This window comes from Methylocystis sp. H4A (assembly GCF_015709545.1).
Taxonomy (GTDB): domain Bacteria; phylum Pseudomonadota; class Alphaproteobacteria; order Rhizobiales; family Beijerinckiaceae; genus Methylocystis; species Methylocystis silviterrae.
In genome coordinates this window covers 36,879-61,689 of the sequence record NZ_JADNQY010000015.1, presented here as the reverse complement: position 1 = coordinate 61,689, position 24,811 = coordinate 36,879, and the positions used below count along the sequence as shown (strand labels likewise).

Here is a 24,811-nt window from a genome sequence, read left to right as displayed (position 1 = left end):
GCCGCCAATCCGTCAGAACGACGACGCCGATTTTTGTGATGACTTACTGCGCCGCGCAACGGCGTTCTCGCGACAGCGGGCGCGCCAGGCGATTGCGTAAGGCCGATCCGTCGGCGTCAACAGATCCAGAATGTCCTCGGGGCAGTCGCTCGCGCAGGGCCCCATAGCTTCGGTCATATCTTTGTAGCCGAAGATGAATCCTTCCGGATCACGCGGATTGTAGTAGGTGAGGCAGACGAGCGCGAAGACCGCGCGCGCCCCGCCGCTGTGCTGCTCGATGGCGGCGTAATAGGTGTCGCCAAGAAGGATGGAGCGCAGGACCTTCGATCGGCCTTCCGCATTCTCGAAGGTAAACTGCGCGTCGAGATAGTCACGCGGTCCTGCATGACCGCCGAGTGATTGCATATAGAGCCAGCCCATGGCGGCGCCTTTCAAAATCGAGGGAGGATGCGCGCGCGTGTCGCCGCGCGCGACGGTGTCGGGAAACGGAGATTGATGGGGCGACGAGCGCGCGTCTTGAGCGGACGCGACGAAACGTCAGCGTCGAAGCGCCAGGCGCGGAGGAAGGCGGGACGGCGCGCGCCATCCCGCCCGGAACATCATTCCGCGGCCGTGGCGTGCGGCTCCCCTTCCTCGGCGTCGAGCAAAGCCGCGTCGTCGTCATCGCCCAGGAAATCCGGCAAGGCGTCGCTTTCTTGCTTTTGGAGGATTGCCGCGTCAGCATCATCCGTTGTCGAGCCGCGAAGCGGCTCGGGCAACCAGCCTGTTCCCTGGAGCAGACGCTGGGCCTCGACCGCCATGTCGGATTTTTTCAGATGATCGATCATCTGCGCGGTCGCTTCGCCCTTGGCCTCGCGCACCGCCGCCAGAATCCGCGCCTTGGTCACCTTGCCGAAATAGCTCTCAACAGTCGGCGTCCAATGCGCGCTCATATCGAGCCCGACATGTTCGGCCATTCGATCGGCATGATCCAGCGCCTTTGAGCGGCGTTCGTGCGAAAGCTGCAGCGCGTTGACGCTCTGGCCGACGCAGAACGCGAAAAGCCCGGCTGTCGATTCGCGATCCGCTTTCACCAGCCAGTCCCAAAGATCGTCCGATTTCTTCGGCAGTCGCAACTGCCAATGGCCCTGCGCTTCATCATTCGCCCGCGCCGTAGCGCTATCGGCGAGGCCGGAAGCATAGCCGCCGAGCGGTGCGGATTTGGCGTCGACCTCGATGCAGCCGTCGAAGCGGCCGGAAGAGTAAAAACTCTTCAACGCCAGCGCGTGGGTCGCGGCAAGAAATGCCGCCTCCGGATCATTGGCGAGCGCAACGCGCAGCGCGAGCGTTCGGTGGGCGGTGAGATCGCTCATCAATCGGTCCGATAGTTTTGACGAGACTTCCGTCTCGTCCTGGTCGGCCGCGTCTCCATCGGGACTGCCGACCGCACCGTCGCCAGCGCGTTTTGGAGCGGCCACCGATCCCGTGGGCTCGCCGGCGGCCGGCGCGCCTGGGGGCTCCTCATCCTCGGGCCGGACAAAGCCGCGCTCGACCTTCTGAGCGCCATCATGGTCGATGCAGACAAATATTCCGGCGCGCGAGATTTCGGTCGGATCGTAGATTGCCGGTCGCTCGTCAACCGCCGCCATCTCCTTTTCGAGTTCCGCGAGCCGACGGTCGACCTCTTCTGGAAGATCTTCCGCGCCCTCATGTTCGTCCGACAACGCGTCATATTCGGCGAGCGCAACGTCGTAACGCGCCTGCTGTTCCTCCGAGACCGGCGCGTAGCTCGCCGGCAGCCGCCGCAGCCCATTCGTATGGCCATAGGGAAAATCGATCGCGATCTCCGACCATTTCCAGCCTTCGGCGCGAAGCGCGTCGGCCGCTTCCGCGAGTTTTTCCCGCGCAAGACGATCAAGCAGCGCCATATCCTGCAGCCAGCCACCATGATCCTGCTGAAAGAGATCACGAAGGATGACCCCGCCCGCCGCTTCATACCCCGCAACGCCGACGAAGACGGCGCGCTTGTCGCCTGCCTTCACAGCGCCCTCGGTCAGCATGCGCCGGATCGTATAAGGCTCCTTATTGTAGGACCGTTTGAGAGTCTCCCACACTTCTTATGTCGAGCAGGAGATTATGCCGAGCAGAGCCCAAAACGGCCGTCCCACATCGGAGAAACACGTGGACTCGCTCGGCATAATTGCTCTCTCTTCAGTTCATCATGTTCCGTTCCGCGCCTCGGCGAGCATGGTCATGAGCTTGTCCGATGGCGGCTTGAAGCGGCCAGGCTTGACTGGTGGAGGCGCGTGCGCGGCTAGAACCGCCAGCTTTTCTGCCGGATCGACGCGCAGGTAGGTCTCCGTGCTGCGGATGCTCGCATGACCAAGCCAAAGGGCCACCTTGCGGATGTCGCCCGTCGCAGCGAGCGTGTGCATCGCGCAGCTGTGACGAAGGACATGCGGCGTTACTCGCTTCTGCAGGAGCGACGGCTGTTTCTGCGCGGCGACAGCGACGTGCTGAGCAAGACGATGCGCGAAGCCATCCCGGCTCATCGGCTCGCCATTTCGGTTGAGGAACAACTCGGGTGTCTCGGCTTGCGGGCGAATCGCCAACCAGGCGCGAAGCATAGCTTGGGTTTCACGCCACAAGGGCAGCACGCGCTCGCGGCGCCCTTTTCCTTTGATCCGAACCGTCGTGAGCGAGCGATCTGGGAAGTCTTCCAGGCGAAGCGATAAGAGCTCGGCAGCGCGCAAGCCCGCAGCGTAGGTCAGATGCAACATCGCACGATCGCGTGCGCCGCTCACTGTACGCGGGTCTGGAGCAGATAATAACGCCTCGATCTCCTCACGCGTGAGGTAATCAATCAGCGCCGTGTCCGTCCGCTTCTTCGGCAACGCCCGGATACGCAAAGCCTGATCCAAACAGGCCGGCACTTTGTACTCGACGTAACGGAAGAAGGTCCGGATTGCGATAAGCCGCGCGTTGCGCGTGCGAGCACAGTTGCCGCGATCGGTCTCAATCTCGTCGAGGAAACTGAGCACCAGATCCGGACCGAGATCCTCGATCCTAAGGTCACTGGGCCGGCTGTCGAGTTGCTTGGTTGCGAACCGGACTAACAGCGCGAAACAATGGGCGTAAGTCGCCACCGTGTGTGGGCTGGCGTTGCGATCTCGGGGCAAATGCTCGCACAAGAAGGCGGTGAGGTGCGGAGCGAGAGCCGTCATGCCTCCCTCCCTTGGAAAAGCTGCTCGCCGGCTTCGGCTATGCTGCGCAGCAGAACTGGCGTTGCTTCGAGATACCAATAGGTGTGCTCCAGTTCGGAGTGGCCGAGATAAGTGCTGAGAGCGAGCATATGGGCGGTGACCTCGCAACGATCGTGCGCGCATGCTTCCAGTGATCGCACGGCGAACATATGCCGCAGGTCATGCACGCGAGGGCCCGACGCGCTGCCCAGGTCGCGGATTCGTAAATGATGAGCGAGCCGACGGAAAACTTGATACACGGTCGACTTTCGCGGAGCCTGGCCGGTCGTCACGACGAACAGGTCGCTTCCGCCCGCATTCAGGTCCTCTCGGAGAGCCAGATAGCGATTCAGCGCCTGTCGGGTGGTCGAGTGGATCGGCAGGAGCCGGCTCTTGTCGAACTTTCCCTTGCGAACGATGAGACCGTCATCGGTGAAATCGCCGCGTTTGAGCGCCAGCGCTTCCGAAATGCGCATGCCAGTCGCGGCGAGGAGTCCGAACAGGTGATGGTAGGTATGCGGGCTGATCGACCCTTTTGGCCCAAGCTTGAGTGCAGCCGTCATGAGGTCTCGCAGCTGATGATGGCCCAGCAGGTGCGGCGCCGGGCGCGGGCAACGCCCACGTCCAAACGCACCAGCAGGCGGGATCTCGTGGTGTGGGTCCTCCGCATGAATGAAAATGCAAAAGCGCCTGATGGCGGCGTAAAATGTCCTTGCTCGTGTTGGCGAGGAGGCCGAGCGGCACCAGGCAAATATCCGCTCGGTGCGCATGTACTGATCGTCGTTCGCTTCGGCATATGTCACGAAACACCGCAAGATCTGGTCCTCATTGTTGAATTTTAGCCCGAGGCTACGATGCAGGGCGACGTAGCGCGTCACGTCATCGCTCAGCATCATGCGTCTCCGGGCCATGGCTGGGCGACGCGCGCCAGCATCACGACATCCACCTTGGCGTAGATGGCCGTCGTTGCAGGCGACTGATGCCGAAGGAGAGCTCCGATCGACTCCAGACTGGAGCCGGTCCTGACCATTGCGGTGGCCAGCGAATGGCGAAACACATGCGCTCCGGATGGACCTCCTTTGACGCCCGCGCGGTCGCGCGCCTTTGCAACGATGCGGGCGATCTCTGCTGAGGAAGCCAAAGGCCTGAACGGCGCGTGCGAACGCAGGAACACGCGGTCTTCCGGAACGACTGGGCGAGCCTGCTCGATGTAGGCCAACAGCGCGTCGCCTGCGTCCTGCGGGAGTGGCAGTTGCGCCGCCCTTCGACTCTTGCCATCTACGCGCAACAGCGCATTGGCCCAATCTATGTCGGAGAGCTTGAGTTGGCACACATCCCCAGCGCGAAGGCCGAGGCGAGCGAGCAGAAGGATGATTGCTCGATCCCGGATACCCGTCGACGTGGCGTCGTGACAGGACGTGACGATACGCTCGACAGCTTCCGGGCTGATGAAGCGCGGCAACACGGCGTCGCGCCGGCGTGACGCGTAGGGCACTGCATGGACGAGTTCGGGACGGCACGCGCCGTTGGCCGCAAGAAACCTGAGATACGCCCGCAGCACTGTCGCAGTCAGCTGGACCGAACCGCGGGACCGAGTCACGGGCTGGTCCAACACGATATTGCGGATCGTAACGGCGTCATATTTGCTCGGGTCCTCGCCGAGCGACTGCAGCCAACGCGCCGTTTCGGCCAGATAGCGCACAACCGTCTGTTTGGTGACGCCGCATCGATGAACAAGCCAGGTCCGGAATGCGCGAAGGCGCGGATCTTCTTCAGCGACACCGCGCGTCGGCGCCAGTCCACGGTCGCGCAGGAACTGAAGAAATGCAGCTCCGCTTCGCCGCCGTCGAAGCACGCCCGAGGCGGTCAGCCTGCCGCGTTTGCGACAAAGAAAGCACTGGCAGTCGTGCTGAGCGAACCGTTCGACGTCGGCGTCACTCACGACCTGCGCGCCAACCCGCGACAAGCGGAGCCAATGAACAAAATGCTCCGCGCCGGAAATCAACATGCCTCGGCATCCTCGGCTGTAGCTCAGGGCGACGAGGTGATCGCCATACGCTGGCAGTAGAGCGACCACTGGGCCAAGATCGGGAACGGGAATCGCGCCTTGATCTTCAAGAAACGCGACGAACCGGCGGACACTGGTGACGTAGCCTGGCTGTTGAATGGCTCGCGGGCTGAAGCTCACGCATTGGCACCGATGGCGTGTGAAGCGCTGTACGACTTCGGCATCCACACGGCTTAAGGGCACGTGGCGTAGCCGCACCCAATGGAGGAAATGCCGTGCGGCGCCGGCGCGGTTCCTAAAACTGGGAGAACCAAGTTGCGCGTCGAGATACCGAGCAAGGATTGCATCGGCTCGAAGGCGGTGACCGTGAGCAGGCGGCTCATCCAAAGTAGGCAGTTCACTGGTGATCATGCTGATCCTTTCGGCTTTTAGAGGCTGAACGGATCGAAATTATGCCGAGTAAATCCTTGAGGTCATCCAGGCCGCGCAATGCCCCGCCCACTCTTGCTCGGCATAATCTCCTGCTCGACATAAGAAGTTTTATGCCGATATCGGCATAACACCTGCTCCTGCCGCGCATGGTCGTCGGTGACGCAAAAGGCCATGAGCTGCTCAAGACTCAATTCTTCGGCGACGTAGAGATCAAGCAGCTTCTCGCTCGCCGCCGCGAGTTTCAGTCTTTGCCGCACCACCGGCGCGCCGACGAAAAACCGCGCGGCGATCTCGTCAATCGTGACGCCCTGATCCTGGAGATTCTTGAACGCCCGAAACTGGTCGAGCGGATGCAACGCCTCGCGCATCGTGTTCTCGGCGAGCGAATCTTCTTCTTCGATGCCGTCGGTTTTCATGATGCAGGGTACGGCTGCGTTCTTCGCGAGGCGCTTCTGCTTGACGAGCAGTTTAAGCGCCACGAGACGTCGCCCGCCCGCGCTGACCGCGAATTGACCCGTTTCCGCGCCCTGGTCGTCCACGACAGGCCGCACGCTCAAGGACTGCAACAGTCCCCGCCGCGAAATATCCTCGGCCAGATCCTCGACGCTCACCCCCGCCGTGATCCGCCGCACATTCGCGTCGGACGCCACAAGCTTGTCGAGCGCGATATCCCGCGCCGCCGTCAAAACAATCTTCGCCATATCCCTGAACTCCGCGACGGATGGGCGAGAACCTCTCTCTCACCCTCTTCTCCGTCGAAAAGCCCAAAGGGCCCTCTCACTCTCGGGCTGCCGAGTCCTCGCCGCCGCACCCGGGCATGTTCAGCACATCGGCGCCGGCGCGCGCGTAAGCCTCGGCACCCTCGGCAAGTGGCGCATAGGACAGCGCGCGCCAGGGCGGCGGATCTGGCGGCTTACCGACCGCGATCATCGGACCGCGAAGCGCGAGGTCCGCGACTTTGCCGACATCGACCGTGCGGCTATCGATCACGGGCAAGCCCGCCGCGATCAGCGCGGCTTTGACTGGCTCGCAGTCATAACCACCGCTCAGCCATCCGGTCTCGTAATGCAATGAAAACCCGCCCCTCCCGATAAAGAGATGCCCGCCTTGGGTGGCGAGGGCCTTGGCGATCGTCTCACCGTAATTGTCGGTCATGAGCGAAATCTCCGCGACGAGCGCGCGGGAGCCTTTCTCTCGCTTTCTGTCCCGTCGTGAAGCGCGCTCACCGCTCTCGCTCTTCGCAAAAGCAGCGTGAAAGGCCCGGCGCGCGACCGGGGGCGGCATCCTGTCCTGCCTTCCGCGCTTGTCGAGCCACAGCCTTGCTTCGGATGCCGCGCCGCAAAGCGCAAGCAGGCAAAGTCTAATAAACTGGCAAAAATTCCCGAATTGCCCTTGGCAGCCGCGCGAGAATCTATGACAGTGCTGGGGCGGTGTCGTGATTTTTCCGGGGCAAAATGATCGGCGGCGAGCCAAAGTGGTCGCGTAAGGCGGGTAAAGCGGGGGGAACGGCTCAGGCGGATCGACGACGCCGGCTCATGGTCGTCACGATCGCTGATCGGCTCGAGTCGCCCTATCTCGCAAACCTCTCGAACCGCCTAATCGCCGAACAGGCGAAGAGCGGCTTGTCGAAGCCGGAATTCGCCGAATTCGTCGGCATGTCAGGGTCGCAATTTCGCTATGTGCGTCGCCGGCTCGGGAACCCGTCCATCACAATGTTGGCGGAAATTTCGAAAAAGCTTCGCGTCCCGCTCTACGAGTTGCTCGAAGCCAAGCCGGTTCGCGATCGTAAGAATCCCTCCGGGGCGAAAATGGTCGAGACGATGGGCGCCGTCGTAAACGAGCGCTTCCGCAATAGCGGCCTGACCAAACAGGAATTTGCAAAATTTCTGAACGTATCCCTGCCGCAGCTCTATCTCATCACCGATGGCGTATCGAACCCGTCCCTGCTCGTGCTCGTGGAACTCGCGGAACGATTGGACATCAGCTTGTGGGAATTGCTCGGCGTCGAGTCGCCACGCAAAGCGGCGAGAGGCGCCAAACGCGCGGCGACCCCGAAAACTTCGCGAGCTGCGCGGCTTCCATCTCAACGAGAAGCGTGAGGAAAGAGCGCAGAGGGACCATTTCCTCGTTTTTCGTTACCTGAGGAAGGCAACAATATGACGCTTAGCCGAAGTTCGGAACGTCCGGTATTGGGCATTTCGCCGGCTTGGCTTGTCCAGCGAGGATCGGGCTGAATGCAGAATGGCAGGTTTGGCTTGAACCACTTGGAGTCGTGAGCCGTGCGACCTCAGCATGTGCCGATTCATGCAAGATACAGCTACAGTTTCAAACCAGCGTTCGACCGCGTGATTGCTCGTTGCGAAATCCAATTAAGGAGCATCGGCGATCTCCCTTGCGTTTCCCAGGAGTCCCCGAGGGTGGCAACTGATGCCGTCCTCATCAGCCTTGACCCGACATAGCTCCGAAGCTATATACATTAAATATCAGACTTTACGACGCCCGTGAGGCGGAGTTTCTGGCTGTGGAGCATCGGAGTCAGACCGAACTACTCGCCATTGCGAAGCTGTTCGCCGAATTCGGTCTGCAGCTCGGTCGCCCATCGTCGACACGCTCAAAGGCTCGAAACAGGCCAAGAGAAAGGAGATGCATTCTCTGCTGCAGACGATGAATGTCGTGCAGCCTTCGCGTGCGATCCTGAGAGGAGCACGATCGAGGTCGCGACAAGTCGGCCAGTAGCCAGAGGCGCTTCTACAAGCAGCTTATCGCCAAGGCGGGCAGCTGGTTTTCCGACCATCTGGAAAACCTTAAATCCGTAAAGAAGGGGACGATCCTGTGGGAAGGAGCATCGATCAGGTCATAGCTTCCCTGCCCCGCGACCAGCAGGAGCAGATCGAAGCGCGCTATGACGAACTCCGGCAGGAGGTCGAAGGACTCCGCGGGCTGCGCCAGATCGCGGGCAAGGCCCAGGAAGATGTCGCGACCGCCCTGAACATCAAACAACCCTCCGTCTCCAAGATCGAAAACCAGGCGGATATGTATCTCTCGACGCTACGCAGCTATGTCGAAGCGATCGGTGGCAAACTCGAACTGACGGTGAAGCTGCCGGCCCGGCCGCCCGTACGGATCGAACATCTCGGCGTCCTAACTCAGCCGGCAGCGAAGCCAGCAGCAAGGCGAGCTGGTTCTCGGCGGAGGCTTGCTTGACGCCCGAGACAATCACTCGACTTCTGGCCTCAATGAACGCCGGCCGCCTTTTGGTGGTCTGCGGCGCCGGGCTGTCGATGGCGCCGCCCAGCAGCCTGCCGTCTGCCCGAACTGTCGCCGAGCGCTGCTTCGACAAATATCGTCTTGAATCAGACCCGAACTGCGAGCTTGCTCTACGGGAGAATCTTGAGGCTCTCGCCGAGCACTTCGCGGGCCTCAATGCCCTGCAATCGGTCTTCATCGAACATCTGGTGCCCTGGCCCGCCTTCGTGCGGCCTTCGAACACCGGGCATGCCGCAATAGCCGATTTTCTCATCATTCGCGCCGCCGTTGCCGGCATATCGAGCAACTACGACACGCTTATTGAGCGGCGGGCATGGGACTACGGCGCGGACTTCCGCGGTTCACTCGACGGCGACGAGGCTACCGCCGATGCAGTCCGTCAGGCGCCCCTGCTGAAATTCCACGGCTGCTCCCATCGCGACCGGCCGTCCACAGTCTGGGCACCTTCGCAGATCGACGATCCGATAATATCGGCTCGCATCGCTCGAAGCAAAGTATGGATGGCCGCCAACCTTCGGCAAAAGGACCTGCTCGTCGTCGGCTTCTGGTCGGACTGGGAATACCTCAACGCTGTGATCGGCGAAGCGCTGATTGACGTGCAGCCGCTGTCTGTAACGGTGGTCGATCTTTCGCCGCCGAATGCGCTCGAGCAGAAGGCTCCGCAGCTCTGGGAGATAGCGCACGCTCAGAACGTGACGTTCGAGCATGTCCAAGAGTCTGGGGCCGTGGCGCTCGACGAGCTTCGTCGCGCGTTCTCATCGAACTACCTTCGTCAGGTCCTGGACGCCGGGCGGGCTGCCTTCGAGCACGCCACCGGAGTTCAATGCGACCCGGCTTGGCTAGACGTCGGAAACTTCGACAGCGAGGCCCTTTATGGTCTGAGGCGGGATGCCGAGGGTGTCTCGGCGGCGGAGCCGGCCAAGCTGCTACGCCCGGCGAATCCGGAGGCCTTGGGCTTCTTCCACTTGCTGCTCCGTCAGGCGGGAGCAGTTCAACGCGCCGACGGTTACGAGCTCAACAGCCGGACCATTCGCGTCATAAACGGGGCGCAATCCGTCCTCGGGACGCTACGCGGAAAGTTCGTCGAGCCGCCTGCTGCGATGCAGTCCGACATTGTTGTCGCGGTCGGCGCAACCGACCTGGGAGTCCCCGACAACGTCGTCCGGAGCGGGCGCGCAGGCGATGTCATTCGTCCAGACCCGACGGGCAAGTGGTTCGATCTCCCTGCGGCAAGAGCGGTGTTGGGCATCTGATGGACATCTTGACGCAAGCAGAAATCCTCCTTCGGGACGCCCATTACGAAACCTGGACGTGGACTGGCTCGGCCGGCCCGGTGACCTGTTTGGAAAGCGCGGCGCTGATGGGATTCGTCCACGTCTTCGACACCGCAGATGCGCTCCTCACCACCTGGAAGGAGAACCAGCAGATCGCGCTCGCTCGGCACGCCGCTTCGTTGCGCGGTGCCGGAGCGAAGGCGTGGAACGTCTACTCGGTTTTTCTGACTCCGGATCAGGATGCGCGTCGAGGGCGCGAGATCGAGCGCATCGAAGAGGATTTTTCTTTGACCCGAAAGATCGCCCGGGCCTCGATTACCACAGCCGATGACGTTGAGAAGGCGCTTCTACCTCTGCTGTCCATGCGCTCCAAGCCGCTGCTCGGCGCGTCCAACTTCGAAACGAGATTGCGTACCAGGCTGAAGGACATTCCTGCCGATGCCGTTACCGCGTTCCTCAACGAAACCACGCCGGCGGAGGTCGCTCGCATTTTGGGAGCGACATCATGAGGCTCGATTTCATCGAAGTATGCGGCTTTCGTGGCTTCAGGGATCTCGTCCGGATCAACTTCGGACGGGGCTTCACCGTCATCACCGGCCGGAACGGCGTGGGCAAGAGCACCCTGTGCGATGCGGTCGAGTTCGCGATCACGGGCTCCATCGACAAATACGCCGTCGAGAAGGCGGCGAAGGAAAGCCTCAGCGATTACCTCTGGTGGCGCGGTGAAGGTGTTCCCAATGCCCATTACGTCACGGCCTCTTTCGTTGACGACGACGGGAAGCCATTCACCATCACGCGGACGCGGGAATCCGGCTCCGATCGCTCATCAGAGGAGATCCACGCCGCGCTCTGCCGCGGACCCGCGCCAGACGACGCGCTCAGGCAACTCACTCGGACCTCGATAATCCGCGACGAATGGATCGCTGCGCTCAGCCTGGACCTCACCGAAACGGAGCGATTCGATCTCGTGCGCTCGGCGCTCGGCGCATTGGAAGGCTCCGAAGCGGGTAGCAGAGCCAAGGAGGTCGTGGCGTCCGCCGAAGCCGCTCACTCTAAAGACGAGGCCGCCTATGAGGCCGCCCGTTTGCGCCTCGCGGACAGGCTAACGCAGCAGTCTGAGACACAAGCCTCCTTTAGCCGATCCGGGGATGTTTCTGCCGCGCTCCAGGTGATCGCCGCCGCGGCGCCGGATGCGCAGCCCGAGCTGACGGCGCGGCTGGTAGCAGGTCGAAACGCGCTCGTGAACGGACGGGCCCGATTGGGTCGAATGGGCGACGCGCTTCAACTCGGTCGCGAGGTCGCGTTTGCGCAGGCGGCCTTCAACGCCCCGGAGGCCGTTGCGAACCGGGAGGCCGCATCAGCGGCGAACGAAGCGGCGCAGCGCGAGCATCAGTCTGCGCAGCAAGCCGTCTCGGAAGCCGAACAGCGCCTCGTGCGCGAAGAAGAGATGGACGCGATCGCGGCGTCGCTGAGCCTTCTCGTCGAGCACGGTGAGCGCCTCGGGCTGCACGACGATCATTGCCCGCTATGCGCGGCCCACCGAACGTCGGACGAGTTTGCCGCCGGTCTGGCCGCTGCACGGCGACGGATTACATCACTGGCGTCGGGCGTTCAGGCCGCTCGCGATGCTCTCGCCACCGCGAAAGACAATGCGCGGCAACCCAGCCTCGCGTTCCAGGCAGCAGCTGCCTCCGTTCAAATTCATGCGGACGAGCTGCGCCGCCTGCGCGTCCAGGAAGCGGCGCATGTGGATTTCTACACTCAGTGGGGGCTCGATCACCGCTTGATCCATGATCCTGACGGGCTGGAGCAGGCGATTTCTCTCGAACGAGACCGGTTGATCGACCTTGAGCGTGCGCTCCTCGTGCTGGAGGCCTCACAAGCGGTGGCGCGGATGTCGTCGATCGAAAACAACATCTCGGCGCTGCGAGTTGAAATCGAGAAGCTGGCGCAGGCGGTCAGCCAGTCACAAAATGCCGTCACCGCAGCCCGCGAAATCGAACGCTCTGTCAAGCGCGTGAGCGCTGAGATCATCGACGAGCGGCTCGCTCAGATCAGTCCTCTGCTCAACGAACTCTATCAACGCCTGCGACCGCACGCCGACTGGCGAACGATCGACTACAGCATCCGCGGCGACGTCCGGCGTTTCCTCAGCCTCAAGGTGGGAGACGGCCTGAACCCGCAATTCGTCTTCAGCAGCGGCCAGCGCCGCGCAGCAGGTCTGGCCTTCCTTCTCTCGGTCCATCTTGCGCGGGCGTGGACACCACTCAGGTCCCTTCTGCTCGACGACCCCGTTCAGCACATCGATGATTTCAGGGCTCTTCACCTAGTCGAAGTGCTCGCCGCTCTCCGCTTGGACGGGCGCCAGATAATCTGCGCGGTCGAAGACCCCGCGCTGGCCGATCTGCTATGCCGGCGCTTGGTGAGCACCTCGACGGAGGGAGGCCGGCGTCTCGACATCGAACTTGGACTGCTCGGCACCACAAGCGTAGTCATCGACCAGGATATTCATCCGATGCCGGTCGGCGTTCTACGTGGTGTCGCCACCGCATGATGACCGAGACCGCGCAAATCGAACTTCCGGCGCCGCGCAAACGTCGAGCGCACGGCCCCTGGAGCGATCTGGCGCTCCACACGATCGGCTGGCGCGCGTTTCAGGATCTCTGCTCGCAGGTATGCGAGGTCATACTCGGCCGACCCGTGGAGATCTTCCGTGAAGCCCAGGACGGCGGCCAGGACGCGGTCTTCCTCATCCCCTCTGTAACAGACGCACCGCCCATCGGCACGGTCCAGTGCAAGCATACGTCCGATGCCATGAGGGCATTGAAGCTCAGCGATCTCACCACCGAGCTTGAGAATGTCGAGGAGCTGGTCAAAGCCGGTCAGGCTGACACCTACGCCTTCATGACGAACATGAGCGTAGATGCGCCTGTCGCGGCGGCGATGCGTGACAGGCTTCGGGCGCTCGGCGTGCGTAAGCCGCACATTCTCGGTCGCCAGTATATCGTCCGGGTCATCAGAACCAGCGCGCGCCTACGGGCTCTCGTTCCGCAGGTCTACGGCCTGGGGGACCTCACCTCAATCGTGGATGAGCGGCTAAGCGAGCAGAGTCGGGCGCTGCTTGACAGCTGGATTCCAAAGCTTCGCACGTATGTGCCGACAAAAGCCCATCGCGACGCCGTCAACGCCATTTCCAACCATGGCGTAGTGCTGCTGTTGGGCAATCCCTCAAGCGGCAAATCAGCGATCGGCGCGATCGTCTCGACAATCGCTTCTGAAAATCCGGATAACACCGTTCTCGCTTTGACCAGTCCCCGCGACTTCGAGGCCGGGTGGAATCCCAACGATCCGGGTCGCTTCTTCTGGATCGACGACGCCTTCGGCTCGAATGTGCTACGCGACGACTATGTACAGGACTGGGCGTCGGCATTCTCCAAGCTCCGGGCAGCGATCAAGCACGGCAACCGCTTTCTCCTAACCTCCCGCAAGCATATCTATGAAGCGGCGCGGCGTCGCCTCGGACAGCGCAACCTTGCCCAATTCGCTGATGGCAGCGCCGTAGTCGATGTCGGCGAACTGACGTTCGAAGAGAAGGCGCAGATTCTCTATAACCATGTGAATTTCGGCGAGCAGAGCCAGAGCTGGCGATCAAGTGTCAAGCCACACCTGGCCGCCGTCGCCGCCGTTCGTGACTTTCTTCCTGGGATTGCCGAACGCCTTGGTGACTCGAACTTCACCAAGGGGCTCTCGCCCCGCGAAAGTTCGCTCGTGCGTTTCATGGAAGAGCCAACAGAGCATCTGATCGATACGGTCAACGCCTTGGATGATCAGCTGCAAGCCGCGCTCATCCTGGTTTACGTCCATCAAGCCGGCTTCAATCCCAGGGACCATGATGTGTTGGCTGCCCAGGCGGTCGCGGAGCTGACCGGGTACACCCTGACTAAGATCCAGGATTGTTTCGCTGAGCTGAAGGGCTCGTTCCTGAAACTCTCCGGATCAAAATGGACCTTCGCCCATCCGACGATTTCCGACGCCCTGACAGAGATCCTCCGCCAGAAGCCGCATATGATGGCGGCGCTCATTCGGGGCGCGACGATCGACACCATTCTCAGCAGCTTTACGTGCGAGGGTTCGCCTCTCATTCGAGACGCGCTTGTCATCCCAACGATGCTCGACGATGCTCTGGTCGCCCGGCTCGGCCACACCCCCGATGAATGGCACCGCAATTGGATGCTATTCCACTTCCTGTCTTATCGAGCGAGCGGGCCCGTGTTCGCCAGAGCGGTCCAGCAATTTCCAAATTTACTTCGACGGTCCTGCTGGCAAACCGACCTCGCCGGCAACGATCCCCAGATCGCGGCCTACGCCCGAGCCCACCACCTCGGCATCTTACCGGACGATCTGCGCTCGGAGGCGGCCGACACCCTGGAATCCGCCGTGCTCACGAACCTAGATGCTTCCTTCTTCGACGAACCAGAGATGCTAGCGCTTGTACCGCCGCTGAGACTGGTCGGCATGGGGCTGGCACTGCGAACAACTGTGCTGCCTTCGCTCGAAGAGCGGATCGACGAGATCGTCGCCGACGCTGATTTGGACGAGGAGCCTGATAGCCACTTCAAGAAGCTTCTTGGCGTACTCGATCGCATTGAGGCGATCGGTGTCGACGCGGACGCCACAGCCCTGATCGACAACGCGCGCAATCAGGTGAAGCGGTCAGTCAAGGGACTGGAAGAGCGCAAGCGCGAGCAGGAGGAAGGCTCGGAAGATGAAGCGGATTGGACGCACATCGTGACGCAAAAGAAGGAAGAAGCTCCGGCTTCCACTCCGGTCGCCACGAAGCGCTCGGTGTTCGACGATGTCGACAAATAGTCGTGGAGATATCAAGCGATTGCACTCCAACCAGTCGGACTCGCCCTTGACCAACAGCGCGGACGCAAAGCGTCCCCTACGAGGTGCCGCCGCCGCTCAAGCAGGTTTCGACTATCAGCTCGACGTCTCAATCCTCGCTGCCTTGCAACTCCTCCTTATTTCCAAGGCGGCTACGCGCCTCGTGCTCGAACCAGCGAACGATGAGGATTTGGAAGCGGATCTGGAGCCCCACGTGCCAGGACGCCTACAACCCAGTGCGACCGTCGCAGGCGGGTACAAGCTTGTCGTCCAAGTCAAAATGGACAACGGTGAGCCTTGGTCGGTCGAGGATTTCGAAGCCCTGCTCAAGCACGGCTCCGACAAAAAGGGTGGGCGCCGAAAAGCACTACATCATCTCGACGAGCCGAACACCCGCTATCTGCTCGTCACCAATGCCGATGTAAAGGGCGCAGCGCGTGGACTGCGGGTCGAAGGCTTCGAAGAGCTCTCCGACAAGGCAAGCTTTCCTCCGAGCCTGTACGCCACATTGAAAGCGTCGCCCGAAGGCCGCGTCGCGATCTGGGGCAAGCTCACCGAGAAACAGCTCGCATCCGATATCCGAGCGCTAATGTCGGACCTGCTGCATGTTCCCAAAGTCGAGCAGCAAAATCTCATCCAAAAGCTGCGTCTCGAAGCCGGGCGGCGGACCCGAGGCAGCACGCCCGGTCTATGGACGAGCGATGACCTTCTCGCAACGGTGCGGGCGCACGGCGGGTTACTGGCCAGCTCCGCCAGCCTCGAGCATTTCGTGCCCCCTGCGAACTTCGACGAGATGCTCAAGATCCTGAACGACAAGAACGCAGTTGTCATTCGGGGGCCCTCGGGCACGGGCAAGACGCAGGCGGCGCTCAAGCTGTGCGATATAGCGCGACGGCGCGATGGTGCGTTGGAGGTTGTCACTGTTGGGGCGGACGATGCGCCGACTAGCGTACGCAAGGTCGTCAACAATGGACCGACACTCTTCTATGTCGATGATCCATGGGGCCAGTTTAGCTTACGCGGGGGCAGCGAGGCATGGACCGAGCAGCTGCCACGCCTCCTCTCCAAAGCTACGCCGGATCATCAGTTCGTCATCACGTCCCGCAGCGACATGATGCAGAGCGCCAAGGTCGGCGATAGTCTCAACGCGTGGTCCATCGAGCTGGATGCAGGCCATTACCGGGACGGTCAACTCCGCGACATTCATGACAGGCGCATGGACCAGCTACCGGCCGCTTTGCAGACCAAGGCGTACGCGTTTCGCAATAAGGTGCTCGACAGGCTTGGCACGCCGCTCGAGATCGAGCTGTACTTCGCGCATATGCAAACCGGCCCCGATGTCGGCGAAGAAGAAAATGCCTTCTTTCGCCGGCTGCTTGAGCTGGCGCAGCGCGATGCGGTGGAAGGTGTTGTCCTCAGAGCCCTATCGTCGATCGACACTTGCGGCACCTCAGCCATCGTTTGGGCGCTGCTGGCGGCACGCGGTCAGTTCGACCGCAGCCGACTCCACCCTCTTCAGCGCGCGCTACGCGGGCTTGATCGCGCGCTCGGCGACGGCCTAGACCGTCTGATCGACCGCATGGTCGCGGCCCGCCATTTGCGTCAGCCGGCCCGCACCATCGCCTTTGCTCATCCCAGCGTCCGACAAGGTTTTGAAGCCTTCGCTAGAGACAACTGGGGCCAGAGCGAGTTTGCGATCGAGACTCTGATCGCCGCGCTCGTTCAGCTGCCGTCAGCGCATCGCAGTTGGGGCATGGAAACCGCAGCCCGGATTTTTGAAGTGACGCGCTCGTTCGCTCGCCGAGAGGACGTTGATCAAGCCTTCGACATTGACTCCGGCAGCCAGAAAGCGATCGATGCCTGGCTGGACGAAAGCCTCATGGATTCGGCTTCCAAGTTCGCGCCTTTGCTGGAGCTGGCGTCGGAGGTGGGCAGCGATGCGTCCATACCGAGCCGCGTCGCGCGGTGGCTGTTGAAAGGAACGCAGCGGGGGGCTTCCTTCTTCGTCCGTAACTGGCAACCGCCGGTCTTCGACAATGCCTGGTACGACAGCGTGTCCGCGAGCCCGCTCGCAGCCAAAGTCGCCGAACGATTTATTCGTGAGGAGCTTGGCTTCGACCGAGGGAATTACGGATCGGGATTCGCCAAGCGGCTCGATCGCTTCGCACCCAACCTGACCGCTGCCTATCTCGACGCCGCGCGCCAGATGGTCGGCAACGGCTTCGAGCTTAATGCCGATGCCGTGGCAGCCGGCGCCGTGCGCGACCTAAATGGATTTGAGAGCGTCGTGCAGGCTGCGCTGGATGACCTCGCGAGCATCCACCGTCAGCACGTTCAGAGCGGCCGGGAGGAGTGGCGCGCGATTGAGGATGGCGAACGGGATCATGCCGTCGAAGAGGCCGCGCAGTCGAGCCATGAAGGCGACGGTTACACTTCCGGTGTCTTCATCGACGCCTATATCCGCCAGCTTCGCGCAGAGGGTCGCTGGTTGGTCCTCGCCAACCATCCGCGGGTCGCGGAGTTAGTCCGCGCCTGGTCGCAGGCGCTCGTGACGTCCCCCGGGCCGGTGGATGAAGACGAGCTTCTGGCTATTCTCGCGGCGGGCAAGGAGATGGATGACGAGCCAAATGTCTGGGCGGCGGTGCGAGAGCACTGGCGTGCAGCGCTGGAGCCTGCGCTTACCGCGCGCATCGGCCCTGTCCCCTCTGCGGTGCATCTGCGTGACGAGCTTGCGCTCACAGCGTTGAAAGTCGCACCAAATGCGCTGGTCGCCGCATTCCAGGAGAATGGCGAGCAGCCCGACCGGCAAGTCACGCTGCTCACTGCCATGCAGGGAGCTCGCCGGCGGCTTGGGAAAAACAGTCACGCCAAGCTGAGGCGCATCACTGGTGCACTTCCAAAGGAATTCGAGGAAATTTTCAAAGCCCTTCCCACCACGAAGCGGAAAGCTCGCCGGGTCAACGGTCCGGCGCTCGCGCTCCTGACGGGCTGTGCATCGCAACTCGATGCGGAGGTACTTGATCTCGTGGTGCCGGTCATCATCGAAAGCAGAGGCGACGCCTCGCCAGCGATTGCTCAATGGCTGACGATTGCCAGCCGCAAGGAGCATGCCGTCAGTGCGACCGAGGCGGCGATTGCAATTGGCGATACCACCCTCGTTCAAGCGGCGCTGCGGCATCAGCGCGCCGATGCGCGCCGTACGGCGCTACTTCATCTGGTGCCGACATTCCCGGATCCTTTGCCGCCGGCAATCCTCGAAATGGCATCCGATCCCGGTAGCCGCGTTCGCCGCGCTCTGGTCGCTCTGCTCGCAGAACGGCCGCATCCGGATCACCTCAAAACGCTGTTGGCTCTGATCCATGACACTTGGTCGAGCGCTGAACCGTACCACGACGAGCCCGAAAGCTTTGATATCGCCCAAGAAGCCGTCGTTGCCCTTGCCGCCAACGGTACCTTATCCGATGCGATCGGCGATACGCTTGTCGATCTTGCCGATACGACGGTAGACCGAACGCTCAGCCAATACGCCCTGATCGTCGCAGCAAATTGCTGCAGCGCCGGAATCCAGCAGAAGATCTCGAACCTCGTCAACATCCCGGAAGCGCGCTGGATCCGGCTCGACGCCCTTGATGCCTTGGCCGATGCAGGTTCCGTGGACCCGAGCATTGTCGCGCGTCTGACACCCGCGTTTCTACTGAGGTCGCCGGCAATCCTTGCGGCGCCAGCCGCTCATCTCGTCGGCGCCCATGCTCCCGCGGAAGATGCGCTTAAACTGTTTGAGCGAGTCGCCAGCTCGAACAAGCGACGCGCTCTGCTGCTCGTCGGGGCTAACGCCATGGCCAGGCGCGACAGCACGACTGCCGAGCGAATTCTCGATCTACTGGAACCCGGTCATCCGGGGCGTCAATTGTTCACTGCGGCCGGACCCCTTCCAGCGTCCATTCTGGGCGATCTTGGCAGCGTTCAAGTGCGAGAGGCTGTCCGAAAGCGGCTAGGGGATCGACTCGCCCACTCTTGATTCCAATTATTGTAAGGTCTGATTTTGAACGGTCCACTCGAAGCGTTTGACGACCGGTGTGGGGTTCGGAGCCGAACGCCCGCTAGCGGGCGACGAGCTAATTTCTGCTCTTGGCGCCAAGCAGCCGCTCATTCCTCAATGATGCGTTGCAAGGCTTTGCCCCGATCCGCTGCGACGGTCTTGTAAAGCTTGTCGAAGTCCTGACCCTCCGCAACGCAATGGAGGATTCGAACCGTAATTTCAGGATGCGCGGCGCGCAGTTCACGTGCGGCCTTGAGGCCGGGCGCATCGTTGTCGGCATAAATCGTGAGCCTCGTCACGTCGTTGGGCCAATTGACGACGCCGAAACGGTCGGCGCCAAGCGTCGCCCATACAGGCTCGCCGAATAGCAACTGCGCGGCCCATGCCTTCTCGAAACCCTCGGCGATCCCAAGCGAGGGAGTGGCCTGTGCGAGGCGGAGCATAGACGCGCCAAGCGGGCCGATTGTGCGCCGGGGAAATTCGACATCGGCTTTACGACGGCCGCCCGGATGCAAAAATGTGAGTTGAACGCCGACGATCTCGCGTGTCGGCTCCTGGGCGGCAGCGATCAGGCAGGGCAGGGCGCTTCGCGCCCGGCACCGATCGTAGCGATACGACGGCAGGAAGCGAATTGACGCCGGCGGCCTGGTCGGCAACCCGCGCTCGCGCAGGAAGCGTTCTCCGATCGTGCCCGGAACACTGAGCGCCGATCGCCAGAGACGACGCGCATACCCGCTGGTCGTTTTCGGCGTGCTCCGCTCACTGAGCGCGGGCCGATCGACGATTCCTCTGCGCGTATTGGGACAGAGCCCGTTAATGGCGGCAAATACATCGCGCGGATCGCAACCGGCGAAGCAATGCAGGATCACGCCCTTGTCGCCGTCATTGACGCTGAGCGAGGGACGCTTGTCGCCGCGCTGCTTGCCATGGGTCTTTACCGGGCAATGGCAGAGATAGCCGCGCCCCTCGCGTCGTCCTCCAAGGATTTGAGCGACGGCGTGAGCACTCCCAAGCATGGCTATTGCGGTCGGGCCGCGCGCGCCGCGTTCATCAGAATCGTGGACGGGTGCGGCAGATCGGACGCTGACCATAAGCCGCGCTTCGCTCTGGAGGCCTCACGCTCGGCGACGGCGTATTCAAATTTCGTCGGCTTACCAGCGGCGTCGGTCGCCGCGAAGGCAAAGCCCTGTGTGATTAGCACGGTGCCGAGGTCGAGTGTGTTGTTCCCAATATGGGCGGCGCAAACCGCGAAAATCATGGGCGGCTCGGCGGCCTGTGCAATCGCGGTACATCGGGGCTTCGCGTCGCGAACAAGCGCAGCGAGATAGGCGACCGACGCCTCCCCGCAATCGGTTAGTTTCTGCGCAGCATTTGTGAAAAACGTCCCGCGAATACAGCTCTGAACGCCATAGAGGCGGAAAGCCTGGCCGTTCGTGGACCAGCTGTCTCCCGTCTGAAAGGTGACGCCGGACTGCGGAAAGTCAAACACGGGGAGCGCAGGCGGTGTCTGCGTCTGTGCGCGGCCGACCGCGGGGAGCGCCATCGATGCGATGACGAGGGCGAGTCGTACTACGGTGCGCATGACTTTAATCAAGCCAGATTTGGGGGAAGTTGCACGGGCGCATTGCCCGGCATCGGCGGAATGACGCCGTTCGGCGTCGTGCCGTTGCCGGGGCACTCAGTGCCGCCATTGTTTCCGCCATTACCCGGTTTGCAGGTGGCGGCCGCCTGGTTGATCTTGCTCTGGATCGCGCCGCCCCAAGAGCAAATCGACTGGTTATTTCCGTCGAGGTTTGCGGAACCGTTCGCGAGGGTCGCATTTGTTGCCCGCACACCGCCATTGCCTGCAGTCGGACACGCGCCGCCGTGTGACTGCATCGACGCAATGTCGCTTTTGCAGATAAGCGGACCGAACTGAAAGCAAGCCATCAACATTCCTGATGTGACGCGAGTTCCGCCGATATTGCCGTTGTTGGCGAGCGTCTGATAACCGCCTTGCGTGTTCGAATTGCCGACCTGTTGCGCCCATATGCAAACCTGTTGCTGCATGGGGAGGTTCAGATATTGATCCGAGGAGATCCCGGTGCCGTTGAGATTACTCCGAGTAAGCTGCAGAACGCCGAAATTGTTGCCGTTCGACTCGCACGTGTTGCCTCCGGACTCCGCCATCGCCGCGCCGCCAAAGTTACAGGCGTTGTCCTTCAACACGTCGTTCGCGCTGTCGCACTTTTTGAGAGCGGAGGCGATATCGGAGGCTGAGTAATGGGAGTTCGAGCATCCCGATGCCAGAATGGCGTTGACCGGCGAGTTCCCCGCCGCGGCGAGCAAGGCGAACGTAATATAAGGCAAGCAGCGCATGTCGGTCCTCGCGAAACGGCCTATTCTAGATTGATGCGAATGGGCAGGGTGGTTTGCCGGCCGTCGGAAACATCGGTGAAGGTGAGCGCCCGCGTCGCGGGATCGAATGATGCGATCGTCATGTACCGTGATTGCGCATTCGTCTTGGTGCCCGTCGCGTCAGGTTGGAATGACACCACAAAATTGGGGACTTCTTGTATCAGTCGCGGCGTGCTCCCGCTTATTTCAGCGATCCGAGCCGGGCACGACAACGAATGTTCCAGACCTGTATTTACGCATTGATGATTGAGGACTGAAACCACATAAAAGCGCCTGTCGACCTTAAACTGAGTTTCGTATACGAGCCCCGTAAGCCCGATGTTCGCGTCCGGCGCAGCTGCTTGGAGATGCTTGCGGCCCGAAAGCAGCGCGGGCAGTTGATCGGACCAGATTCGTGTTTGCAAATTGCTCGTCGTTAGGCTGAAAGATTCCGCGACAAGGCGATGTGATTCGGGTTGCTGAGCGCCAGCGGTGAAGGGGATCAAAAACGCGATCACGCTTGCGGCAATCATGACGACCTCCTTCGCATAGCGAGCCAATGCGATGGATACGGCGTGACGGCGCGGCGGCGTCAAAGGCGCGAAGCGCCGACAGAAAATCCGAGCGTCCGCTTGTGGAGCCGGATTTTGTGATTGACGATCATAGCCGCCCGCTCGCGCCATCATCCGCATGGTCGATCGCGAGAGAATGGCGATGTGCTTCATGGCGTTGCTCCTTTTCATCAGCAGCTGACGGCGCGTTACCGCGTCTAATTCTCCGGGTGAAGCGGCACGGATTGAGCGCAGCGGTCGATCTCTTGATGCGACACAGTGTAGCGCAGGCGAATCGAGCGTGACGGAACATCATAAGCCGCGTAGGTGACAGTCGCGGTCGAGTCCTCCGCCGGCGCGCCTGGCGTCTTCTCGACAAAGCATGCGGCACCGTCGATGACGCTGTAGCTGTTGCTTTGAAACGTCACAAGACGCGATGGGCAAACCTTGATCCGGATACCTTGCGTCGGCGACGGATATTCATCCGTGCACAAGTAGGGCGTACTGAGCACGCTAAGGGCGACAAGTTTCGTCTGGAAATTGATCGAAAAATGCCACTCGCTGGCGCCGCGATTGCCAACAGCGATGCTCATATTGAGCAGCCCACCAGAATTGATGGGCGCCGACTTCTTGTTGCTCTCGTCGAGCCGGTCCTGCCAAAGCGAGGCGTATGATTCTGCTTCGCCCAGAGGAAAGAGAAGGTCCGAGTAAGCTACAGGACGCCACGCGCCGGGGTCGGACGTATAGGTCTGCGCGTGCGTGACCGATAAGCAACACGCGCCAAGGAACATTGCCGTTGTTGCAAAGTAGCGAACCGACGTCGAAGTCATTAGGGGTGCACCGATCGGGAGCGCTTGACAAGAGAAAACAAAGCTTTTGAAAGGCGATAGACAGCGCAAAGAAGCGCAAACGTCGGCAGGGCTATAAACAACGCAACGGCATTGCTGCGCAAGGGCGTCTGAACTTCCGGAAAGAAGACGGCGTTCGACAGATATTCGATCGGAAAGAGAACCCAGCCAATGACTTTTAAGGGCTGTGCATCGAGCCATGCCACAGCCGCAATTGCGGCGGCGATGGCGAGCGTGACGGCAATTCCGAACAAGCTGACGCCAGACATTTCCGCGTCGTAGTAGTGATTATTTTCGCCTTCATTTCTCATGAAACGCCCCGCCTGACTGGTTGTCGCGCGCGGTCGCGCAAGCGCCCGCCGCAACGACGCGCTCGAAAGCTTAATAGCGCACTTTTTTGGAGATTGCCATTTTATTAGATGCGCGTTACAGGAGGGGCGACTCCCGGGAGTTTCGCCATGCGGAAACTTTTGCTGCCTGCCCTGTGTTGCGTGTTCCCAGCGCTAAACGCCCACGCACAAGAGCACGGCGCGCGCATAAGCGCGCCGACCGCGGTGATCGCGAGGGCTGAAGGTGTTCATCAGGATGCGCCGACCAAAGTCGTGCCAGAGAGGTTCGGGCGGCTCGTCGCCGTTGACGCGGCGGCACAATCGGACATCCCCGTCGCTCAGCCTCCCGCCAAGATGCGTCAGCCGTCGATCGACGCGGCGCTGACCGGAATAGGCGCTCTCAGCGAGCGTTGTGAAAGCGCGATGGACGACGCAAGCCTGCGTGAGCTTGTCGCGCGCGAGGCGGCAAGCGTCGGCGTCGATGAAAAACTCGCCCTCACGATTCTTTGGCTCGAATCCAATGACGGAGCGGCGCTCAATTCATACAAGGGCGCGCGCGGCCCCCTGCAGCTGATGCCGGACACAGCGGCCCAATATGGCGTTCACGACATATGCAATCCGGCCGAGAATGTGCATGGGGCGATGCTCTTCCTGAGAGACCTCAGCGCACAATTTGGCGGAAACCTGATGCTGATCGCCGCCGCCTACAACGCCGGGCCTGAGCGGGTTTATCAGTCGCGCGGCGTTCCGGCGATTGCGGAGACGGTGCGCTACGTCGCGAACGCAACCAACAAATATTACGGCCTTGAAGGGGTTTCGACGCGGCAATTCGGGGGCGTGACCAAGCAATCCAGATTCCACGAGCAGACCGTTCAAGAAACTTCGGAGAAACCCAAGACTTACGTCAAAGGACAGCAATGGATCGGCGGCTCGGTGCTCTACGTCAGCAGCGATGATCAGGGAGAGCAGAAATGAAATTTGGGAATGGGCGCGATTGTCGATTGTTGAGTTTGATTATCTGCATTTTGATTTTTGCGGCAAGCGACGCGGCGCTGGCCTCATCCGCAACCTTTCAGCCACTCAACACCGCGCTGTCGAGCGTTCTCGATTTTATGACGGGGACCTTCGCTACCACAGCCGCAACGGTCGCCGTCGCGGCTGTCGGCTATCTCGCGCTCACATCGCGCATTCCGTGGGGATGGGCGTTTTCTGTCGTCATCGGCGTCGCGCTGATCTTCGGGGCAGCGCAGGTCGTCACGTCACTCACCGGCGGGATGGGGGGACGCTGATGGCCTTTAGAAGGCCCAAACTAGACCCTCTCGTTGGCGGCCTAACGCGGCCGCCTATGATGCTCGGCGTTCCCTATGTGCTGTTTGTTCTTGAATGCTGCGTTGTCGTGCTGATCTTCATCAACACGAAGAATCTGGCGATGTTCCTGCTGTTTCCGCCGATTCATGCTGTGGCCTATGTGCTCACGGTTCGGGACAATCGCTTTGTCGATGTGATCCTGACGCGCTTCGGCAAGTGCCCGATTACCCGCAATCACCGATTTTGGGGCGGCGACTCCTATCAGCCATAA

23 protein-coding genes and 1 pseudogene are annotated in these 24,811 nt (G+C 61.4%); 11 read left to right on the top strand and 13 right to left on the bottom strand.

What is annotated here, in order from left to right:
* Positions 1 to 12: 12 nt before the first annotated feature.
* The 5 genes from IYW40_RS02820 to IYW40_RS02800 all read right to left on the bottom strand — a co-directional run bounded on the left by IYW40_RS02820 (position 13) and on the right by IYW40_RS02800 (position 4,683).
* Positions 13 to 420 (bottom strand): hypothetical protein, encoded by a 408-nt coding sequence (locus IYW40_RS02820; RefSeq protein ID WP_175095519.1) that lies wholly within the window; start codon positions 418 to 420, stop codon positions 13 to 15.
* A 179-nt stretch (positions 421 to 599) separates the two neighbouring features.
* Complete coding sequence (locus IYW40_RS02815) at positions 600 to 2,093, bottom strand: DNA-binding protein (protein WP_196399294.1); 1,494 nt, start codon at positions 2,091 to 2,093, stop codon at positions 600 to 602.
* Positions 2,094 to 2,198: 105 nt separating this feature from the next.
* On the bottom strand, positions 2,199 to 3,203 hold the full coding sequence (locus IYW40_RS02810) for a tyrosine-type recombinase/integrase (RefSeq protein WP_196399293.1): 1,005 nt from the start codon (positions 3,201 to 3,203) through the stop codon (positions 2,199 to 2,201).
* Positions 3,200 to 4,117 (bottom strand): tyrosine-type recombinase/integrase, encoded by a 918-nt coding sequence (locus tag IYW40_RS02805; protein ID WP_246720594.1) that lies wholly within the window; start codon positions 4,115 to 4,117, stop codon positions 3,200 to 3,202. Before IYW40_RS02805 ends, IYW40_RS02810 begins: the two co-directional genes overlap by 4 nt.
* Positions 4,114 to 4,683 (bottom strand): tyrosine-type recombinase/integrase, encoded by a 570-nt coding sequence (locus IYW40_RS02800; RefSeq protein WP_196399292.1) that lies wholly within the window; start codon positions 4,681 to 4,683, stop codon positions 4,114 to 4,116. Before IYW40_RS02800 ends, IYW40_RS02805 begins: the two co-directional genes overlap by 4 nt.
* 36 nt (positions 4,684 to 4,719) lie before the next feature.
* Between IYW40_RS02800 and IYW40_RS02795 the strand changes: the two genes are divergently transcribed.
* A complete protein-coding gene (locus tag IYW40_RS02795) occupies positions 4,720 to 5,289 on the top strand; it encodes a hypothetical protein (protein ID WP_196399291.1) in 570 nt (189 codons plus the stop codon).
* Between the two features lie 500 nt (positions 5,290 to 5,789).
* On the opposite strand, the pseudogene IYW40_RS02790 reads toward IYW40_RS02795, so the two are convergent.
* Together IYW40_RS02790 and IYW40_RS02785 are read right to left on the bottom strand one after the other, a co-directional pair.
* Positions 5,790 to 6,362, bottom strand: a pseudogene (locus tag IYW40_RS02790) (ParB/RepB/Spo0J family partition protein); the annotation flags it as partial.
* Between the two features lie 76 nt (positions 6,363 to 6,438).
* Positions 6,439 to 6,816, bottom strand: coding sequence for a hypothetical protein (locus IYW40_RS02785; RefSeq protein WP_109027276.1), 378 nt, complete (start codon positions 6,814 to 6,816; stop codon positions 6,439 to 6,441).
* A 380-nt stretch (positions 6,817 to 7,196) separates the two neighbouring features.
* Here IYW40_RS02785 and IYW40_RS02780 point away from each other — a divergent pair, with 380 nt between their 5' ends.
* From IYW40_RS02780 to IYW40_RS02750, 7 genes are all read left to right on the top strand, one after another.
* Positions 7,197 to 7,760, top strand: coding sequence for a transcriptional regulator (locus IYW40_RS02780; RefSeq protein ID WP_158273669.1), 564 nt, complete (start codon positions 7,197 to 7,199; stop codon positions 7,758 to 7,760).
* A gap of 733 nt (positions 7,761 to 8,493) precedes the next feature.
* Complete coding sequence (locus IYW40_RS02775) at positions 8,494 to 8,865, top strand: XRE family transcriptional regulator (RefSeq protein WP_109027252.1); 372 nt, start codon at positions 8,494 to 8,496, stop codon at positions 8,863 to 8,865.
* Positions 8,862 to 10,181, top strand: a complete 1,320-nt coding sequence (locus IYW40_RS02770; protein WP_109027251.1) for an SIR2 family protein — start codon at positions 8,862 to 8,864, stop codon at positions 10,179 to 10,181. The genes IYW40_RS02775 and IYW40_RS02770 overlap by 4 nt, the downstream gene beginning before the upstream one ends.
* Positions 10,181 to 10,711 (top strand): hypothetical protein, encoded by a 531-nt coding sequence (locus IYW40_RS02765; protein ID WP_109027250.1) that lies wholly within the window; start codon positions 10,181 to 10,183, stop codon positions 10,709 to 10,711. Before IYW40_RS02770 ends, IYW40_RS02765 begins: the two co-directional genes overlap by 1 nt.
* Positions 10,708 to 12,756, top strand: coding sequence for an AAA family ATPase (locus IYW40_RS02760; RefSeq protein WP_175095517.1), 2,049 nt, complete (start codon positions 10,708 to 10,710; stop codon positions 12,754 to 12,756). Before IYW40_RS02765 ends, IYW40_RS02760 begins: the two co-directional genes overlap by 4 nt.
* Positions 12,753 to 15,071 carry a hypothetical protein gene (locus IYW40_RS02755; RefSeq protein ID WP_109027248.1) on the top strand — a complete coding sequence of 773 codons (2,319 nt, stop codon included), beginning with the start codon at positions 12,753 to 12,755 and terminating at the stop codon, positions 15,069 to 15,071. Before IYW40_RS02760 ends, IYW40_RS02755 begins: the two co-directional genes overlap by 4 nt.
* Before the next feature lie 46 nt (positions 15,072 to 15,117).
* On the top strand, positions 15,118 to 19,107 hold the full coding sequence (locus tag IYW40_RS02750; protein WP_175095516.1) for a hypothetical protein: 3,990 nt from the start codon (positions 15,118 to 15,120) through the stop codon (positions 19,105 to 19,107).
* 128 nt (positions 19,108 to 19,235) lie between these two features.
* On the opposite strand, the gene IYW40_RS02745 is transcribed toward IYW40_RS02750, so the two are convergent.
* Genes IYW40_RS02745 through IYW40_RS02720 form a run of 6 tightly spaced genes read right to left on the bottom strand, consistent with a single transcriptional unit; the run spans position 19,236 to position 23,214 of the window.
* Positions 19,236 to 20,144 (bottom strand): toprim domain-containing protein, encoded by a 909-nt coding sequence (locus IYW40_RS02745; RefSeq protein WP_175095515.1) that lies wholly within the window; start codon positions 20,142 to 20,144, stop codon positions 19,236 to 19,238.
* A 2-nt stretch (positions 20,145 to 20,146) separates the two neighbouring features.
* Complete coding sequence (locus tag IYW40_RS02740; RefSeq protein WP_146190125.1) at positions 20,147 to 20,710, bottom strand: thermonuclease family protein; 564 nt, start codon at positions 20,708 to 20,710, stop codon at positions 20,147 to 20,149.
* Positions 20,711 to 20,718: 8 nt separating this feature from the next.
* A complete protein-coding gene (locus IYW40_RS02735) occupies positions 20,719 to 21,486 on the bottom strand; it encodes a hypothetical protein (RefSeq protein ID WP_175095514.1) in 768 nt (255 codons plus the stop codon).
* Between the two features lie 20 nt (positions 21,487 to 21,506).
* Complete coding sequence (locus IYW40_RS02730) at positions 21,507 to 22,229, bottom strand: hypothetical protein (RefSeq protein ID WP_109027244.1); 723 nt, start codon at positions 22,227 to 22,229, stop codon at positions 21,507 to 21,509.
* A 44-nt stretch (positions 22,230 to 22,273) separates the two neighbouring features.
* The gene (locus IYW40_RS02725) at positions 22,274 to 22,846 is read right to left on the bottom strand and encodes a hypothetical protein (RefSeq protein WP_109027243.1); all 573 of its coding nucleotides are present in this window, start codon (positions 22,844 to 22,846) and stop codon (positions 22,274 to 22,276) included.
* Between the two features lie 38 nt (positions 22,847 to 22,884).
* Positions 22,885 to 23,214 (bottom strand): hypothetical protein, encoded by a 330-nt coding sequence (locus IYW40_RS02720; protein WP_109027242.1) that lies wholly within the window; start codon positions 23,212 to 23,214, stop codon positions 22,885 to 22,887.
* Between the two features lie 147 nt (positions 23,215 to 23,361).
* On the opposite strand from IYW40_RS02720, the gene IYW40_RS02715 reads away from it, so the two are divergent.
* From IYW40_RS02715 to IYW40_RS02705, 3 genes are read left to right on the top strand one after another with little or no spacing between them, the layout of a single operon-like run.
* Positions 23,362 to 24,207 carry a lytic transglycosylase domain-containing protein gene (locus tag IYW40_RS02715; RefSeq protein WP_246720593.1) on the top strand — a complete coding sequence of 282 codons (846 nt, stop codon included), beginning with the start codon at positions 23,362 to 23,364 and terminating at the stop codon, positions 24,205 to 24,207.
* Positions 24,204 to 24,521: a TrbC/VirB2 family protein gene (locus IYW40_RS02710; RefSeq protein ID WP_175095513.1), complete on the top strand. Its 318-nt coding sequence runs from the start codon at positions 24,204 to 24,206 to the stop codon at positions 24,519 to 24,521. Before IYW40_RS02715 ends, IYW40_RS02710 begins: the two co-directional genes overlap by 4 nt.
* Positions 24,521 to 24,811: a VirB3 family type IV secretion system protein gene (locus tag IYW40_RS02705; protein ID WP_196399290.1), complete on the top strand. Its 291-nt coding sequence runs from the start codon at positions 24,521 to 24,523 to the stop codon at positions 24,809 to 24,811. Before IYW40_RS02710 ends, IYW40_RS02705 begins: the two co-directional genes overlap by 1 nt.